General features: G+C 59.4%; 14 protein-coding genes. 4 read left to right on the top strand and 10 right to left on the bottom strand.

The window, feature by feature from the left end:
* Positions 1 to 51 precede the first annotated feature (51 nt).
* The 10 genes from ALO80_RS14055 to edd all read right to left on the bottom strand — a co-directional run bounded on the left by ALO80_RS14055 (position 52) and on the right by edd (position 12,044).
* A complete protein-coding gene (locus tag ALO80_RS14055; RefSeq protein ID WP_055009438.1) occupies positions 52 to 927 on the bottom strand; it encodes a D-hexose-6-phosphate mutarotase in 876 nt (291 codons plus the stop codon).
* 109 nt (positions 928 to 1,036) lie between these two features.
* Positions 1,037 to 2,398 carry a carbohydrate porin gene (locus ALO80_RS14050; protein ID WP_055009437.1) on the bottom strand — a complete coding sequence of 454 codons (1,362 nt, stop codon included), beginning with the start codon at positions 2,396 to 2,398 and terminating at the stop codon, positions 1,037 to 1,039.
* A 126-nt stretch (positions 2,399 to 2,524) separates the two neighbouring features.
* A complete protein-coding gene (locus ALO80_RS14045; RefSeq protein WP_055009436.1) occupies positions 2,525 to 3,691 on the bottom strand; it encodes an ABC transporter ATP-binding protein in 1,167 nt (388 codons plus the stop codon).
* A gap of 2 nt (positions 3,692 to 3,693) precedes the next feature.
* The gene (locus tag ALO80_RS14040) at positions 3,694 to 4,539 is read right to left on the bottom strand and encodes a carbohydrate ABC transporter permease (RefSeq protein WP_055009435.1); all 846 of its coding nucleotides are present in this window, start codon (positions 4,537 to 4,539) and stop codon (positions 3,694 to 3,696) included.
* Positions 4,532 to 5,440, bottom strand: coding sequence for a carbohydrate ABC transporter permease (locus ALO80_RS14035; protein WP_054985560.1), 909 nt, complete (start codon positions 5,438 to 5,440; stop codon positions 4,532 to 4,534). The genes ALO80_RS14040 and ALO80_RS14035 overlap by 8 nt, the downstream gene beginning before the upstream one ends.
* Before the next feature lie 104 nt (positions 5,441 to 5,544).
* On the bottom strand, positions 5,545 to 6,831 hold the full coding sequence (locus tag ALO80_RS14030) for an ABC transporter substrate-binding protein (RefSeq protein ID WP_055009434.1): 1,287 nt from the start codon (positions 6,829 to 6,831) through the stop codon (positions 5,545 to 5,547).
* A gap of 169 nt (positions 6,832 to 7,000) precedes the next feature.
* On the bottom strand, positions 7,001 to 8,407 hold the full coding sequence (locus ALO80_RS14025) for an ATP-binding protein (RefSeq protein WP_055009439.1): 1,407 nt from the start codon (positions 8,405 to 8,407) through the stop codon (positions 7,001 to 7,003).
* Between the two features lie 61 nt (positions 8,408 to 8,468).
* Positions 8,469 to 9,206: a response regulator gene (locus ALO80_RS14020; protein WP_054985557.1), complete on the bottom strand. Its 738-nt coding sequence runs from the start codon at positions 9,204 to 9,206 to the stop codon at positions 8,469 to 8,471.
* A 49-nt stretch (positions 9,207 to 9,255) separates the two neighbouring features.
* Positions 9,256 to 10,221, bottom strand: coding sequence for a glucokinase (locus ALO80_RS14015; protein WP_055009433.1), 966 nt, complete (start codon positions 10,219 to 10,221; stop codon positions 9,256 to 9,258).
* On the bottom strand, positions 10,218 to 12,044 hold the full coding sequence (gene edd, locus ALO80_RS14010) for a phosphogluconate dehydratase (RefSeq protein WP_055009432.1): 1,827 nt from the start codon (positions 12,042 to 12,044) through the stop codon (positions 10,218 to 10,220). Before edd ends, ALO80_RS14015 begins: the two co-directional genes overlap by 4 nt.
* A gap of 219 nt (positions 12,045 to 12,263) precedes the next feature.
* Between edd and gap the strand changes: the two genes are divergently transcribed.
* The 4 genes from gap (at position 12,264) to ALO80_RS13990 (ending at position 17,659) form a co-directional block, all read left to right on the top strand.
* The gene (gap, locus tag ALO80_RS14005; RefSeq protein WP_055009431.1) at positions 12,264 to 13,265 is read left to right on the top strand and encodes a type I glyceraldehyde-3-phosphate dehydrogenase; all 1,002 of its coding nucleotides are present in this window, start codon (positions 12,264 to 12,266) and stop codon (positions 13,263 to 13,265) included.
* Between the two features lie 149 nt (positions 13,266 to 13,414).
* Positions 13,415 to 13,933, top strand: a complete 519-nt coding sequence (locus tag ALO80_RS14000; RefSeq protein WP_055009430.1) for an RNA polymerase sigma factor — start codon at positions 13,415 to 13,417, stop codon at positions 13,931 to 13,933.
* A gap of 59 nt (positions 13,934 to 13,992) precedes the next feature.
* Positions 13,993 to 14,958 (top strand): FecR family protein, encoded by a 966-nt coding sequence (locus tag ALO80_RS13995; protein ID WP_055009429.1) that lies wholly within the window; start codon positions 13,993 to 13,995, stop codon positions 14,956 to 14,958.
* Positions 14,959 to 15,079: 121 nt separating this feature from the next.
* Complete coding sequence (locus ALO80_RS13990) at positions 15,080 to 17,659, top strand: TonB-dependent receptor (RefSeq protein ID WP_055009428.1); 2,580 nt, start codon at positions 15,080 to 15,082, stop codon at positions 17,657 to 17,659.
* Positions 17,660 to 17,692: the final 33 nt, after the last annotated feature.

The following is a 17,692-nucleotide window of genomic DNA, read 5'->3' as shown; positions in this document are numbered from 1 at the left end:
TTCTGCGGTGTCAGGGGGATCCGTGCAAGACGCGAAGGAAGACGATGCCACTCACCCTGCCAGACTCGCCTGCAGTTTGAGCTGCACCTGTTCTCCGGGCCGCAGGCTGAAGGTGTCGCCGGAGCCTGAAGCGGCTTCTACTCGGACAAAGCCTGTGGTTTCGCTTCCGCATACGCCCAATAGCGGCCTGCTGCCGGGGTGCCAGACGGCGGTGTTGGCGCTGTCGCCGGTGTCGATATTCAGCCTGCGCTGCCAGATCGGGTCCTGGAGCTGCACGGCACCTGCGTGTTCGAATACGCGCTGGCAGGCGCCTGCCACGCGCAGTTCGCCTTGTTGCTGGCAGGTTTGCCGACTCAGTTCGTCGTAACCCTGTGCGCCATCGAGCCCCTCCAGGGCGACTTCGGACACGTCACCGATCCGCCAGTAGGCGTGCAGCGCATGACTGAAATGACAGGGCTCGCTGTCCTCGTGGCACGTGCTCAGACGTAACGCCATGCCCTGCCCCAACTCGGCATGCAGATCAACCTGCCAGTCCCACAGCTGCAAGCGCCAGTGCAGGTTAACACCCTCCTCACTCTCGCTGCTGTCGATCAGTTTCCAGTCCAGCAAGCGCCCCCAGCCGTGTGCCGGCCAGCCGCTCTCACCGGGATGCCGGCCATACCAGGGCCAGCAAACCGGCACACCACCACGGATCGCCCCCACCTGCGGCCACTGCGCAGCGCACCAGAGCCAGGGCTTCTGGCCGTGCGGCTGGAAATGCAGCAACTGCGCGCCCTGGCGACTGAAGACTGCCTGGCACTGTGGATGATCAATGACCAGTACATCGCGCAGCTGGTGGCGCTCCCACTCGAAAGTCGGCCTGGCACGTCGGGACCGGAAGAAACGTTGCAGAGGGTGTTCAGGCAGTTGCGCGTCGTGAGAGGTCATCGCCAATCGCGTCCCTGAAAAATAAAAGGATCAAGCCATAAAAAAACGGGCAGCCAGGCTGCCCGCAAAGCACACACGACCCTTGATCGCGTTACGCGTCAATCGATACTCAGAACTTCGACTGGATTTTGATGCCCGCTACAATCGCATCATCCACCTGGTCTACGCCGCCAGGGTGCTTGATGTATTGCAGGTTGGGACGCACGGTCAGCCAATTGGTAACGTGGAAGCCGTAGTAGATTTCCGAGTTGTACTCAGTGCTCTGGACCGGCAGGTAGCCAGGGTTGTCGTAGTCGTTGATACCGCTGATCTGGTTGGCCAGGCGCACACGATCCTGCACGTCATCGTTGACATGGATTCGGGCGATACCAACACCGATGTCATCTTTCGGACGCGAGTCGAACGGACCTTTGTACGTCAGACCGATCTGCTGGTAGTTGTCGACGAAGTTGGTTGCCTTGTCATGTACGGTGGCGTTGGCAAAGATGTTCAGACCGCGTGACGCATCACCGTTGTGAGTTGTCAGCTGTTGCTGAGCAACAACCCACCAGCCATGCTTGCTGTCATGCGACTTGAAGGCTGCGCCGGTAGCCGCCTGCGGCTGGCCGTTGACGTCTTCGTAGACATCATCTGCATTGGGCGTGCTCTTGTAGAAGCCGACACGGTATTCACCGGGCAACGAATTGATGGTCGGAGTCCAGACCAGCTCGACCGGCAGGATCATGCCTTTGGTGCCGCTGCCGCTGAGTTTGAAACCATTGCCGGTTTCGAGGTTGGACGGGTTCTGCTCGTACACGCCGACCTGTGCATACACTTCCGGCGTGATGTTGTACTTCACGCGCAAGGCCCATTGGCTGATTGGCCAGTTGTACCAGGTGTTCACGTAGTTACCGACCTGCGAGCCGCAGAACGACAGGTTCTGGAAGTCGCACGGGAAGCTGTTGAAGTCTTCGCCCGGTCCGAAACGACCGGCCTTGACGTCCAGTGCGCCGTCAAAATACTTCTGCTTGACCCACATCTGGGTCAGACGCCAGGTCTGGCCACGACCCCAGACTTCCTGAGAGGAACTGAGGGTACCGGCGCGAGGATCGCCGATCCGGTCATTGGAGATGTTGCGCCCGCTACGCTCGGTGATCGCCAGCTTGAACTCCGCGTCCTGCCAACCGAGAACTTTCTGCAAATCGACTTTCATGCCCAGCGCGAACTGGTCGCTGTAGCGGCCGGTCTTGTCGTCGTTGTAGCCGCCCTTCAGGTTACTGGCCATCTCGGAAACGTATTCCAGCGAGAAGTCGTAACCCTTGTCGAGCAGTTCAGTGCGTTTGCCGCCCCAATCACCTGTCATCCAGGGCGAGTCGGCGGCGAATGGCTCGGCAGCGTGAACACTGCTCGCCAGACCCATCGCACCCAACGCCGACAGCTTGCATACAAACTGGAGCCGGGAAAGCGATTTACCTTTGCTGATCTTCTTCATCCCATCAATCCTCGTTTTATTGTTATTAGCTTTGGTAGACGTCTTGCTTCATTCACTGCTTCGTGTTCGCCGGTCGGTCGTTTCGGTGTGGCAGTCAACGACCCCGCGGCAATGCCTGGTGCTGAATCAATTTATCACTTGTGGCTCAACCGGGAGAGTTTGTTTATCTGCAGCCATCGACGGCGCTCCCAGAACTCCAAGACGCTCGCCGCTCTGAGCATCGAAAATCAGCACTCTGGACGGGTCGAATTGCAGGGTCAGGCTTTCGCCAACCTGGGGTGCAACATCCGGAGCAAGGCGACAGCAGACCTTGCTCTGATTGAGCGTGACGAACACCAGCGTATCCGGCCCGGTTGGCTCGGTTACCTGGACCTCGGCACGGATGGTCGGCAGGCCGCCCGATTCAGCGCCTGCCAGCATAATCTGTTCTGGCCGGATACCAAGAATGATTTCTCGATCTTCCAGCCCGACGTCGGAAACACCGACCGGCAGCTCGCAACGCGCCTGACCACTGTCGAGCAGAGCAATCAACTGGCCATCCTTGCGTTGCAGACGCATCGGGATGAAGTTCATCGGCGGCGAACCGATGAAACTGGCCACGAACAGGTTGGCAGGATCGGTGTAGATCTGCTTGGGTGTTCCGAACTGCTGAACGATGCCGTCCTTCATGACCGCCACCTTGTCACCGAGCGTCATGGCCTCGATCTGATCGTGAGTCACATAGACCGTGGTGGTTTTGAGGCGCTGGTGCATCAACTTCATTTCGGTACGCATCTCGACCCGCAACTTGGCGTCGAGGTTGGACAGCGGCTCATCGAAGAGGTAAATCTTCGGCCGACGAGCCAGCGCACGCCCCATCGCAACGCGCTGCTGCTGACCGCCGGACATCTGGCCCGGCTTGCGATTGAGCAGGTGCTCGATCTGCAAAAGCTTGGCGACGCGCGCCACTTCTTCATCGATTTCGGCTTGCGGCATCTTGCGAATCTTTAGCCCGAAGGCGATGTTTTCACGCACGCTCATGGTCGGGTACAGAGCATAGGACTGGAAGACCATCGCGATGTCGCGGTCCTTGGGGCTGGTACTGCTGACGTCCTGACCGTCGATCAGGATCTCCCCGCCGCTGATGCTTTCCAGACCCGCAATGCAGTTCATCAGGGTGGATTTACCGCAGCCGGACGGACCGACCAGGATGAGAAATTCGCCATCCTTGATCGACAGGTCGATGTTTTTGAGCGTGTCCGGCAGGTTGCTGCCGTAAGTCTTGTTGACGTTGCGTAATTCGAGAGTCGCCATGATTACCCCTTGACCGCGCCGGCCGTGAGCCCACGCAGGAAATACTTGCCAGCCAGTACATACACCAGCAGTGTCGGCAGACCGGCAATCATCGCCGCCGCCATGTCAACGTTGTATTCCTTGGCACCTGTGCTGGTATTGACCAGATTGTTCAGCGCCACAGTGATCGGCTGTGACTCGCCACTGGAGAACACAACGCCGAACAGGAAATCGTTCCAGATCTGGGTGAACTGCCAGATCAGGCAGACCATCACGATGGGCGTGGACATCGGCAGAATGATGCGCCCGAAGATGGTGAAGAATCCGGCACCGTCCAGCCGTGCTGCCTTGACCAGCGCATCGGGAATGCTGACGTAGTAATTACGAAAGAATAGCGTTGTAAACGCCAGCCCGTAGACCACATGGACAAATACCAGCCCGGTGGTCGTGTTGGCCAGGCCCATCTTGCCGAGCGTGAAGGAGGCTGGCAGCAGAACGGTCTGGAACGGCAGGAAGCAACCAAACAGCAACAGACCGAAGAACAGCTGCGAGCCTTTGAAGCGCCACATCGACAGCACATAGCCGTTGAGCGCGCCGATTGCAGTGGAAATGAGCACCGCCGGAACCGTGATCTTGATCGAGTTCCAGAAGTAGCCGTCAACGATGTCCCAGGCCTTGATCCAGCCAATTGCAGTGACCACGCTCGGCCAGCTCAGCAGGTTACCGGTGCCGATGTCTTCGGGGGTCTTGAAGCTGGTGAACAGCATCACCACCAACGGCACCAGATATATCAGGCAGGCCAGCAACAACACGGCATAGATGACAATGCGACTGAAGCTGATACCCGGTTTTCCAACATGACTAGTCATGGCGTTTGGTCCTCAGCTCGGAATACAGGTACGGCACCAGAATCGCCAGAATCGCGCCGAGCATCAGAATTGCACTGGCCGAGCCCATGCCCATCTGGCCACGGCTGAAGGTAAAGGAATACATGAACATCGCGGGCAAGTCGGATGAGTAACCCGGGCCTCCGGCCGTCATTGCGGCCACCAGATCGAAACTCTTGATGGCGATGTGCGCCAGAATCATGACCGCACTGAAAAATACCGGACGCAGGCTCGGCAGCACTACACGCCAGTAGATCATCGGGAGACTTGCGCCATCCATTTGCGCTGCACGGATGATCGACTGATCGACTCCACGCAGCCCGGCCAGAAACAGCGCCATGACAAAACCGGAAGATTGCCATACGGCAGCGATGACCAGGCAGTAGACCACGCGATCCGGATCGACCAGCCAGTCCAGGCGGAAACCTTCCCAGCCCCAGTCACGCAGCATCTTGTCCAGGCCCAGACCAGGATTGAGCAGCCACTTCCACGCCGTACCGGTGACGATCATCGACAACGCCATCGGGTACAGGTAGATGGTGCGAATCATGCCTTCACGACGGATTCGCTGGTCCAGCAAGACGGCCAGCAGAACACCGATCACCAGGCTGATGGCAATGAACATGCCGCCAAACACAGCGAGGTTCTTGCTCGCCACCCACCAGCGGTCGTTGTCCATGAGGCGCGCATATTGCGCCAGACCGACCCATTTGTAGGACGGCAGAAACGTCGAGTTGGTGAACGACAGTGCGAAGGTCCAGAGGATGTAGCCATAGAAACCGACCAACACGATGAACATGCTGGGTGCCAGCACCAGTTTTGGTAGCCAGCGTTGCAGCGCATCCATTGGCGAGGCTTTGCTGTGCGCAGCGACAGAGCTCATCGGGAGTATCCCATCAGGTGTATCGAATTCAGGCCGCAGCCGCAGGCGAAATCAACTAGGGATTTCAGCACTGCGGACGACGGTTAAAGGCAGTTCAGAACGAATTACTTGGCAGATTTGATCGCAGCGGCCAGCTTTTTGGCTGTTTCTGCCGGATCAGCTTTCGGATCATTGATGTAGTTGGTTACCACATCGAAGAACGCACCCTGGACTGCCAGCGTAGTTGCCATGTTGTGCGCCATGCTTGGCTGCAGACCACCGGTCTTCGAGTCAGCCAGGAAGTCCTTCGCAGCGGTTTGGGCACAAGAGTCGAAACCGTATTTGCTCATATCGGACAGCATGTCTTCACGAACCGGGATCGAGCCTTTGTTGATGCTGAAGACCTTCTGGAAATCTTCACCCATCGCGACCTTGGCAAGGTCCTGCTGCGCGGCAGTGGTGCCCTTGTCTTTCTGCTTGAACACCGCCAGCGAGTCGATGTTGTAGGTGAACGCCTTGTCGGTGCCCGGGAAGGCTACGCACTGATAATCCTTGCCGGCGACCTTCTTGGCTGCTGTCCACTCGCTCTTGGCCCAGTCACCCATGATCTGCATGCCGGCCTTGCCGTTGATCACCTTGGCAGCTTCCAGATTCCAGTCCTGGCCCTTGCCGTCGGCGTCCATGTAGGTCGCGACCTTCTTGAGTTCAGTCAGCGACTTGACCATTTCAGGACCGGTCAGCGCGCTCTCGTCCAGATCGACCAGCGCCTTCTTGTAGCCATCAGCGCCCATGACCGACAGCACAACAGCTTCGAATACCGTGCTGTCCTGCCACGGCTGACCGCCGTGCGCCAGCGGGATGAAACCGGCTTTCTTCAGCTTGTCGCCCGCAGCGTAGAATTCTTCGAGGGTGGTCGGTGCCTTGTCGATACCGGCTTTCTTGAAGACTTCGGGATTGATCCACAGCCAGTTGACGCGGTGAATGTTCACCGGTACGGCAACATAGTCGCCATCGTACTTGACGGTATCGGAGACTTTCTTGTCCAGCAGGGAGTCCCACTTTTCAGCCTTGGCGACGTCTTTCAACGCATCGCTATCCAGCAGACCGGTAGACGCCCACTCCTGAATATCGGGGCCTTTGATCTGCGCAACACCCGGCGGGTTGCCGGAAACCGCGCGGCTCTTGAGCACGGTCATGGCTGTGGCACCACCGCCACCTGCGACGGCACCGTCCTTCCAGACAAAACCGTCTTTTTCGACCTGGGCTTTCAGAACATCGACCGCAGCCTTTTCGCCACCCGAGGTCCACCAGTGCACCACTTCAACAGCGCCTTTGGATTCAGCGGCGATAGCGCTCAGAGGGAACAACGAAGCGAGAGAGATGACAACGGCGAGACGTGACATGGAATTCATCGATTTGACCTTTCTTGTTGTTATGCCTGAGCAAGTCTGGTGCTTGCGCTTCGTGGGAGTCTAACCAAGCCAGAGGCAGTGACAGTAACGAAGGGATGCGCAATTGTCACAAGACAGTGACAAATGAAATCACCGGGTAATCAAGAGCCTAAAGCCACTATCGGGACAATCATTCCGTGGTTCTGGGCAGGTACAGCGTGACTCGCAACCCACCGTCACGCAGATTCTGCAGGCTGACCTCGCCGCCATGACTGTGAGCGATGTTGCGCGCAATGCCCAGACCCAGACCGTAACCCTGCTGCTGGTTACCTGCCAGACGGAAATGCGGCTCGAATACGTGTTCCAGACGTTGCTCGGGTACACCAGGCCCTTCGTCATCCACATGCAGGACGAAAGCCGCAGCGTTGTCTTCGACTTTCAAGTGAGCCCGATGGCCGTATTTGAGCGCATTGTCGATCAGATTTCCGATGCAGCGCCTCAGCGCCAGCGGCTTGCCGGGATAGGCGGCCTGAGCCTCGCCCAACTGAGTGACGCGCCCGTCGCCTTCGGCGCTGAGCCAGGGCTCGACCAGGCAATCAAGCAACGCATTGAGGTCCACCGGCTCGATGTTTTCATGAATATCGGTGTCCTTGACGCATTGCAGCGCGCCTTTGACCAGCAACTCCAGCTCGTCCAGGTCGCGGCTGAATTTACGCTGCACGTGCTCGTCTTCCAGCAGCTCGACACGCAGCCGCAGACGGGTAATGGGCGTGCGCAGGTCGTGGGAGATGGCACTGAACAACTGGCCGCGCTCGGTCAGGTAGCGGCTGATCCGCGTGCGCATGGCGTTGAACGCCCGGCTGACCTCGATGACCTCACTGCCGCCGCCCTCGACCACAGGCTCGACGTCCGCCCCCAGCGACATATCCCGCGCGGCCCGCGCCAGGCGCTTGAGCGGCCGGCTCTGCCAATGCACCAGCAAACCGATAAACAACAACAGAAATGCGCTGGTCAGAACGATGAATGAGACCTGCTGGAGGGGCAGGTCCTGCTCCTCCAGCGAGGTATAGGGTTCAGGCAGCAGCGAGGCAATGTAGAACCACTCGCCGGGCGCCATTTCGATTTGCGTAACCAGCACCGGAGGGTTCACCGGCTCAAGTGTCAACGCGTAATGCGCCCACGAGCGCGGCAACTCATCGAGCTTCAGGCCGCTATTGAAAATCCGCAATTCGTCGGGCCGCGCAAACCACACGGTGATGTCCGGGCCATTGCCCAGCCGCTGGCGCAATACGTCGCCCACCACGTCCAGCACCGCCTGTTTGCGGGGCGTAGGCTGCATGATCTGCATGTCCAGCGGATGGTCGTTGAGCGAGACGACGAAGCGTGTGCCGCCCATGCTGCGTAATTGATCCAGCACCATAGGGCGATAGGCCAGCGGCAATGAGCGAAAGTAACTGACGCTGGCTGCCATCGAGTACGCCAGGCTGCGCGCACTGGTCACCAGCCCCTCTGTCTGAGTGGCTCGCAACTGTGACAGCCAGATCACGCTGGACAGCATCTGCGCCAGCAGGACCGCCAGTAACGTCAACAGCAGCATGCGCCCCAGCAACGAGCGCGGCAGTGGCAGGCCGGTTCTTTTCGGCACTGCCGCCGGGGAGTTAATAGCCGTTGCCCGCTTGCGAGTTGACGTTCGCGGCCAGCAGATAACCGCTGCCGCGAATGGTGCGGATCAGACGCGGCGACTTGCCGGTGTCGCGCAGACGCTGGCGCAGACGACTGACTGCCATGTCGACAATTCGCTCCAGCGGCATCAGCTCACGCCCGCGCGTGGCGTTGCCGATGGTGTCGCGGTCGAGAATCTGCTGGGGGTTGTCGAGAAACAGCTTGAGCAGTGCGAAGTCGGCACCGGACAGGATCACCTCTTCGCCGTCGTTGTGAAACAGCCGGTGACTGACCATGTCCAGCCGCCACTCATCGAACAGGATCACGTCGCCACCTGGACGCTCCTGACCGAACTGGGCCCGTCGCAACAGCGCCTTGATCCGGGCCTGAAGCTCACGCGGGCTGAAGGGCTTGCCCAGGTAATCGTCGGCACCCAGCTCCAGACCGATGACCCGGTCAGCCTCGTCCGAACTGGCAGTCAGCATGATGATGGGCACGTGCGGCTGACGTGGATGTTGGCGGATCCAGCGACACAGGCTGAAACCATCTTCATCGGGCAGCATGACATCAAGGATCAGCAAGTCGCTTGGCTCTTCATTGAACGCGCGCCGAAAATCCGCGCCATCACCCACCGTGCGGACCTGAAAACCGGCGCGGCTCAGGTAAGCGTCCAGCAATTCGCGAATCTCCTGATCGTCATCCACCAGCAGGATCGATTTACTGACTGAGCTCAAGTTGAAGCGTCCTTGTTGGCTGTGAAGCTTTGTTGTTATGGGAGGTTGCTCAGATCTGCGCACCAAACGCTTGCTGCAGAGCGACACCTGCGCCTGTAAGGCCAGGGTACTCGGCAGTCACCAGCCAGACCGGCAGGTCCTTGAAATAGTCGCTCATGACGCCCTTCTCGGCCATGGCTCGCTTGAACCCGCTGTTCATGAAGAAATCGGTGAAACGCGGTACTACGCCACCCACCATATAGACCCCGCCCAGACCTCCCAGGGTAAGGACAGTATTGCCCACCACTCTGCCGAGAAACACGCAGAACTGCTCCAGCACAGCGGCAGCGACCGGATCGCCTGACAGCGCAGCCGACGTGATCGCGGCAGGCGACTTGAGCACCGGCTCGACATCGTCCAATGCGCAACTGACCTGATACAGCAACAGCAAGCCCGCGCCGCTGAGTACGACCTCAGCGCTGACATGTTCGTGCTCGGCCATCAAACGGGTCCACAACAGCGCCTCGCGCGCCGTACCGATTGGCAGGTCAACATGCCCGCCCTCGCCCGGCAACGCCATCCAGCGACTGCCTTCAAGCCTGATCAGCGTTCCGACGCCCAGCCCTGTACCCGGCCCCACGACCACGCTTGGGCGATCAGGTTTACCGACGCCATGGCAGACCGTCAGGTACTCATCTTCGCTGAGGCGGGTCATGCCCAGCGCCATGGCAGTGAAGTCGTTGATCAGCAGCAGATGTTCGACCTTCAGGTCGGCACAGAACGCGGTGCGGCTCAACTGCCAATGGCTGTTGGTGAACTGGAAGAAATCACCGTCGACCGGCCCGGCCACGGCCAGGCATACATGGCTGATATCTCCGCGCTGCAGCTCAAGGTCCTGCAGATAGACTTCGATGGCCTTTTCGGGCCCGGCGTAGTCAATGGTCGGGAATACCCGGACAGAATGCAGCGTGTCGTCTTCCCAAATGGCAAAACGTGCATTGGTACCGCCTATATCACCGACCAGGGCCAACTTCACTTAAGCGTCTCCAGACTAGAGGTAAAGGCGCTGGCACCTTGCTCTGCGGAGCTGAAGGCCATGCGCATGAATCCAAACAGCTCGCGACCACAGCCGACAGTGTTGTCGATCTGGTTGATGGCCGGCTCTCTGGCGGCCAATTCTGACGCTTCGACCAGCACTTGTAACGTGCCTTTTACGCCATCCACGCGGATCACGTCACCATCGCGCACCAGCGCCAGCGGACCACCATCGAACGCTTCCGGGCAGACATGAATGGCCGCCGGGATCTTGCCCGACGCGCCCGACATGCGCCCATCGGTGACCAACGCAACCTTGAAACCACGGTCCTGCAAAACCCCCAGAAACGGCGTCATCTTGTGCAGTTCGGGCATGCCGTTGCAGCGCGGCCCCTGGAAACGCATCACGGCGACGAAATCGCACTCCAGCTCGCCGGCCTTGAACGCATCTGCCAGCTCTTTCTGATCCTGAAAGACCTTGGCTGGCGCTTCGACAATCTGATGCTCCGGCGCCACAGCGGAGACTTTCATCACACCGCGTCCCAGATTGCCTTCCATGACCCGCAACCCCCCTTCCGGCGAGAACGGACGGGCAACCGGCCGCAAGATGTTTTCATCCAGGCTTTCGAGCGGCCCTTCACGCCAGACCAGCTTGCCGTCTTCCAGGAAGGGTTCCTTGGTGTAACGGCTCAAACCATAACCTGCCACGGTGTTGACGTTTTCGTGCAGCAGACCGGCAGCGAGCAATTCACGGATCAGGAACGACATGCCGCCCGCAGCCTGGAAGTGGTTGATATCGGCTTTGCCGTTGGGGTAGACGTGGCTGAGGGTCGGCACCACTTCAGACAGGTCGGCCATGTCCTGCCAGGTCAACTGGATTCCGGCGGCCTGGGCAATGGCCGGCATGTGCAGCGTATGGTTGGTCGAGCCGCCAGTGGCGTGCAGCGCAACGATGGAGTTGACCAGCGAGCGCTCGTCGACGATTTCGCCAATCGGCATGAAACTGCCGCTCTGCATGGTCAGACGCGTCACCTGGCGAGCTGCTTCAGCGGTCAGCGCGTCGCGCAGTGGCGTGTAGGGATTGACGAACGAGGCACCGGGAAGGTGCATACCCATGACCTCCATCAACAACTGATTGGTGTTGGCCGTCCCGTAGAAGGTGCAGGTTCCCGGACCGTGATAGGACTTCATTTCCGAGTCGAGTAACTCTTCACGGGTGGCTTTGCCTTCCGCATAACGTTGCCGTACGTCGGCTTTTTCCTTGTTGGAGATCCCTGAAACCATCGGCCCGCCCGGCACGAAGATGGTAGGCAGGTGACCGAAACGCAGAGCCCCCATCATCAGACCGGGTACGATCTTGTCGCAGATACCGAGCATCATCGCGGCGTCGAACATATTGTGTGACAAAGCAACTGCCGTGGACATGGCAATCACTTCGCGGCTGGCAATGGCCAGCTCCATGCCCGGTTCTCCCTGAGTCACCCCATCGCACATGGCAGGTACGCCGCCGGCAAACTGACCGACCGAACCAATGTCACGTAAAGCCTGTTTGATCTGAGCAGGAAAGTGCTCGTAGGGCTGATGCGCCGAGAGCATTTCGTTGTAGGAAGAGACGATTGCCACGTTGGCGGCGTTCATCAGACGCAGGCTTTGCTTGTCTTCCGGTCCGCAGGCAGCGACGCCGTGAGCAAAGTTGGCACATTGAAGCTTGCCGCGCATCGGGCCATCGCTCGCTGCGCCGCGTATCAATTGAAGGTAGCGCTGACGGATATCGCGACTGCGGGCGATGAGTCGCTCGGTTACTTCAAGGACGCGGGGATGCATGTGATGAACTCCAGGCTAACGTCTAAGGTCACCCGTAAAGACGGTTCCGGTTTTCGAGCAGTGACGGTCAGGGAGTAAAACCCTGATCTCGATCAACCGGGATGGCCTTTCAGGCTTGTAGTTGTAGATAAAACAAAATATTGCCACTAAAAAGGCTTGTTTTCTATTTCTATGAGAATAATCTTGTAATTCCAACAACAAATTCAGAAGGACGGCTGTATGACTCTTCGTATCGCAATCAACGGTTTTGGCCGCATCGGCCGCAACGTCCTACGTGCACTGTATACCCAAGGCTACCGCCAGGACCTGCAGGTCGTCGCCATCAACGATCTTGGCGACAGCGAAATCAACGCACACCTGCTGCGCTTCGACACGGTACACGGGCCTTTCAGCGGCACGGTCGAGTGCGACAAGGAAAGCCTGACCGTCAATGGTGACCGTATTTCGGTCAGTGCCATTCGCAATCCGGCCGAGTTGCCGTGGAAGGCGCAGGACATCGATGTGGTGTTCGAATGCACCGGTCTGTTCACCAGCCGCGACAAGGCCGCCGCTCACCTTACCGCCGGTGCGCGCAAGGTCATTATCTCCGCCCCGGCCAGCGGTGCCGATGCCACCATCGTCTATGGCGTCAATCACGACACGCTGCGCCAGTCGCATCAGATCATTTCCAGCGCATCCTGCACCACCAACTGCCTGGCACCGGTTGCCCAGGTGCTGCACCGCGAACTGGGTATCGAAAACGGCCTGATGACCACCATCCATGCCTACACCAACGACCAGACGCTGATCGACGTTTACCACAGCGACCCATACCGCGCCCGTTCGGCCACCCAATCGATGATCCCGAGCAAGACCGGTGCAGCCGAAGCCGTCGGCCTGGTGCTGCCGGAACTGGCGGGCAAACTCACCGGCATGGCCGTGCGCGTACCTGTCATCAACGTTTCGCTGGTCGACCTGACCGTGACCCTGAAGCGTGAAACCACCGCCGAAGAAGTCAATGCGCTGATGAAAGAAGCCAGCCAGCATTCCAAAGTGCTGGGCTACAACGCCCTGCCGCTGGTTTCCCACGACTTCAACCACAACCCGCTGTCATCGATCTTCGACGCCAATCACACCAAGGTCAGCGGCAAGTTGCTCAAGGTCCTGTCGTGGTACGACAACGAATGGGCGTTCTCCAACCGCATGCTCGACAATTGCCTGGCACTGCATAACGCGCAGTAACGCAGTGCGTAGCCTCGCAAAAAACGAGTCAGCGCCGATGCAGGCTGAGTGAGAAAACGTACACAGATAAATATTTACAGATGCAGGCTTGACCCGACCCGAAGATGAGAAGCATTATCATTTGCTCACATCTCCGGTCGGGCCTCTCTGTGTCGCAGTCACGCTTCAACGATGTCTTTCTGGCCCAGCGCCCAGTCCTGTTACGTACCCTGCATCGCATGGTCGGCAATCAAAGTGCTGCCGAGGACCTGCTTCAGGAAACCTGGCTGCGTGTCAGTCGCGCATTGACCGAACACCCCGTCAATCATCTTGAACCCTTCGTCTTTCAGACCGCTCGCAATCTGGCGCTGGACCATTTGCGCGCACGGCGCATTCATGACCGGACCATGCTTGAAGACGTTTCTCCCGCCCGACTGGAAAGCGTCGTGGCCCAGCTGGGCTCGCCTGAAAATGCTGCGCATGCCAAGCGTCTGCTTGAAAGCCTGAGCGTCAGCCTGGGCACGTTGAGCCCCCGCCAGCAGAAAATATTTACCCTCAATCGGCTGGAGGGCCGCAGTTACCTGGAAATTGCCGAGCAATTGCAGGTGTCTGCCAGCACCGTCCAGAAAGAGCTGAAACTGATCATGGCGATTTGCGTTGGGGTCCTTTCAAGACTTGACCCGCCCTGAACCCTGCCGCACGCTGCCAGACTCTCACCGATACAGTTTCAGGATTGCCGAGGAACACCGTGGCCCCGAAGACAGAACGCCCGCACGCGATGGCGCAGGACGTGTTGAGCAATGCTGCAATGGATCAGGCGCTGAGCTGGCTGATCGAACTGGAAGACGCGGACGATATCCGGCTGGCTCGTTTTCAGGAATGGCTGAATGCCGACCCCGAACACGCACTTGCCTTCGACAAGGCCAGCACGCTCTGGAATTCACCGCAGGTCGAGCATGCCGCCGAACGCATCGCACTGCCCCGCAAGCCATCGGTCTGGCAACGTGTCCGCCCGCACTGGAAACCGCTGGCAACTGCAGCGGTGCTACTGTTGGGACTGTTCAGTTTCAGCAATCTGCCCCTGCGCCTGCAGGCCGACCACCTGACCGTCGTGGGCGAACGCCAGCGCCTGGAACTGGCAGACGGATCGAAGGTGCTGCTCAACACCGACTCGGCCTTCTCCAGCCAGATCGGTGACCAGCAGCGTTCCGCACGCCTGTATCAGGGTGAGGCCTTCTTCGACGTAACGGCCAGATCGGGACGGCCACTAGAAATCGAAGCGGGACCGGTGCGCATGAGCGCCAACAGCACCGAATTTTCCGTACGTTACCTGAACGGTGTTGCGCAAGTGCGCGTGCAGCGCGGTGCCGTCGACGTGCGCGCCACGCGCGGCGACTCCAGCGTCAGTCTGGGCGCCGGAGAAAGCGTTCGCGTCGGCCCCGCAGGTTTCGGGCACCGTGAAAAGCTCGACCCGACCCAGGACTTCGCCTGGGTACAAGGCCGACTGATCTTCGACAACTGCCCGCTCAGTGAGGTACTGGCTGAACTGCGCCGTTACTATCCCGGCTGGATCATCAGCACCAATGCGCAGCTGGATCGTATTGCGGTAACCGGCAACTACCGTCTGGACAGCCCGCTTGACGTAGTACGCTCGCTGGCACAGATCACCTCGGCAAGCCTTCATGAAATGCCCGCACTGGTGATTCTCAACTGAAGGAAAGTTTTTTTACTCGATAGCGACTGCCCGTTCGTCTAGTCATAGCCAATGCAACTGATTCTCATTTTGAAACAGTCTGTAAACACTATGACGAGCAATACCCCAGGGAGCGCTACCGATGTCATCCACGTTCACGCCTGCCGCCCGATCGCGCGCACGGCTCACGCTTTCTTTGCTGACCCTTGCGGTGCTGGGTGCCAGCCTGCAGACGCAGACCGCCAGCGCGGCCAGTGAAAGTACCCGGCCGGCGCACCCGTCAGGCACCTACCGATTCTCGATCGGCCAGCAACCGCTGGTGTCGGCCCTGAACGAGTTCAGCCGCGTGACCGGATGGCAGGTGGGCATGCCAGCGGAGCTGGCTCAAAACGTCATCTCTCCAGGCGCTCGCGGCAACCTGAGCGCCGCACAGGCGCTGGACAACATGCTGGCTGGCACTTCGCTGAGCTACCGCAATCCGGGCAACAACACGGTAGTCCTGGAAAAGCGCACCGCGGCTGCCGGTGTCATGGCGCTCGACCAGATAACCGTCAGCGCCACGCGTCAGGCTCAGGATGTCGTCACGGTGCCGAGCACCGTCAGCATACATTCCCGTGCAGAACTGGACCGCAGCAATGTCAACACCCTTCGCGATCTGGTTCGCTACGAGCCAGGGGTTTCGGTGGGCGGCGCAGGACAACGGGCAGGCACGACCGGCTATAACATCCGCGGTATCGATGGCAACCGGATCCTGACTCAGGTCGACGGCGTCGAGGTTCCTGACAGCTTTTTCACCGGACCTTATGCGCAGACCCATCGCAACTACGTCGACCCGGAGATCGTCAAGCGCGTGGAAATCCTCCGCGGCCCCGCGTCTGCGCTGTACGGCAGCAGCGCGATTGGTGGCGTAGTCAGCTATTACACACTGGACCCGGACGACATCATCAAGCCGGACAAGGACGTCGGCGCGCGCCTGAAAACCGGCTACAGCTCGGCAGACCAAAGCTGGCTCAATTCAGCCACCGTCGCAGGGCGACTGGGCGAGTTCGACGCCTTGCTGCACCTGAGCCAGCGCAATGGTCATGAAACCGAATCGCATGGCAGCACCGGTGGCAACGGCCTGAGCCGCACCGAAGCCAACCCTCAGGACGCACGCAGTACCAACATTCTGGCCAAACTGGGCTGGAACTACGGTGACGGTTCGCGCCTGGCTCTGGCCTACGAGAAGTACAAGGACGACCGTGACAGCAATCTGAAAAGCGCAGTCGGCGGCCCATTCACCAACGGCAGCGGGCTGGGCATGTACCAGTCGCGCGAAGGTAACGACACTATCACCCGCGAGCGCTTCGGCATCGAAAACAGCTTCGCCCTCGACAGTCTGCTGGTCGACAACGTCAAGTGGAGCCTGAACTACCAGACCGCGAAGACCGATCAGAGCACTCGGGAACGTTATTTTCCGTTCTCCCGAGACGTCATTCGTGACCGCGACACGCACTATCAGGAAAAGCAGTGGGTATTCGATGCCCAGCTGGACAAGGCATTCTCGCTTGCCAGCACGGACCATGTGCTGACCTACGGCACGACGGTCAAGCAGCAGAAAGTCACCGGACTGCGCAGCGGCAGCGGGACCTGTGCGCGCGTATTCGGCTCCTGCCGCGTGGTCGGCGCAGACAGCCCGAGCGACCGGCTGGCCGCAACGAGTGATTTCCCGGACCCGACCATCACCAGCTATGCGCTGTTCGCACAGGATCAGATCAGCTGGAACGACTGGACCTTCATGCCCGGTGTACGTTACGACCACACCCGGCTCGATCCGAAGTTCACCTCGCAATTTCTCAGATCGGTCAGCTTGACCGACCCGGCTCAGGCGAACGATGAAACCCGGACCTGGCATCGTCTGTCGCCCAAGTTCGGCGTGACCTATGCGCTCAGCGACGCCTACACCTGGTACGGCCAGTATGCCGAGGGCTTCCGCACACCGTCGGCCAAGTCGCTTTACGGGCGCTTCGAAAACCCGACGGCTGGCTACGTGGTCGAACCCAACCCGAACCTGGAGCCCGAGACCAGCAAAAGTTATGAAACCGGCCTGCGCGGCCGCTTCGAATCCGGCTCGTTCGACATCGCAGTGTTCTACAACAAATACCGTGATTTCATCAACGAGGACGCCATCACTCCCGGTTACAACGAGCTCACGTTCCAGTCCAACAACATCAAGCATGCCACGCTGAAAGGGGCCGAACTCAAGGGTCGCCTCGACCTCGACAGCCTCGGCGCACCGAACGGTCTCTACAGCCAGGCATCGATTGCCTACGTGCAGGGCCGCAACAATGACACCGGCGAGCCGATCAACAGTGTCAACCCGCTGACCGGTGTTATCGGCATGGGTTATGAGCAGAACGACTACGGCGGCCTGCTGAGCTGGACGCTGGTCAAGCGCAAGAATCGCGTGGACGACAGCAACTTCCACACGCCGGACGGCACCTCCAGCCAATTCAAGACACCAGGGTTCGGCATTCTGGACCTGACCGGCTACTACAAGGTCAGCGACGATGTGACCTTGAATGCAGGCCTGTACAACCTGACCGACAAAAAATACTGGCTCTGGGACGATGTGCGCGGCTACGACGGCGTGGGAGAAGCAGGTGTAACCGCGCCCGCCAACCTGGATCGTCTGACTCAGCCGGGGCGCAACTTCAGCGTCAACCTGGTGTGGGATATCTGAGCCCGAAAGCAACTGAAAGCCCGTCGCCGAATG

This window comes from Pseudomonas caricapapayae (assembly GCF_001400735.1).
Classification (GTDB): Bacteria; Pseudomonadota; Gammaproteobacteria; order Pseudomonadales; family Pseudomonadaceae; genus Aquipseudomonas; species Aquipseudomonas caricapapayae.
Note: the sequence above shows the minus strand (reverse complement) of the source record. Positions and strands in the feature narration are given on the sequence as shown.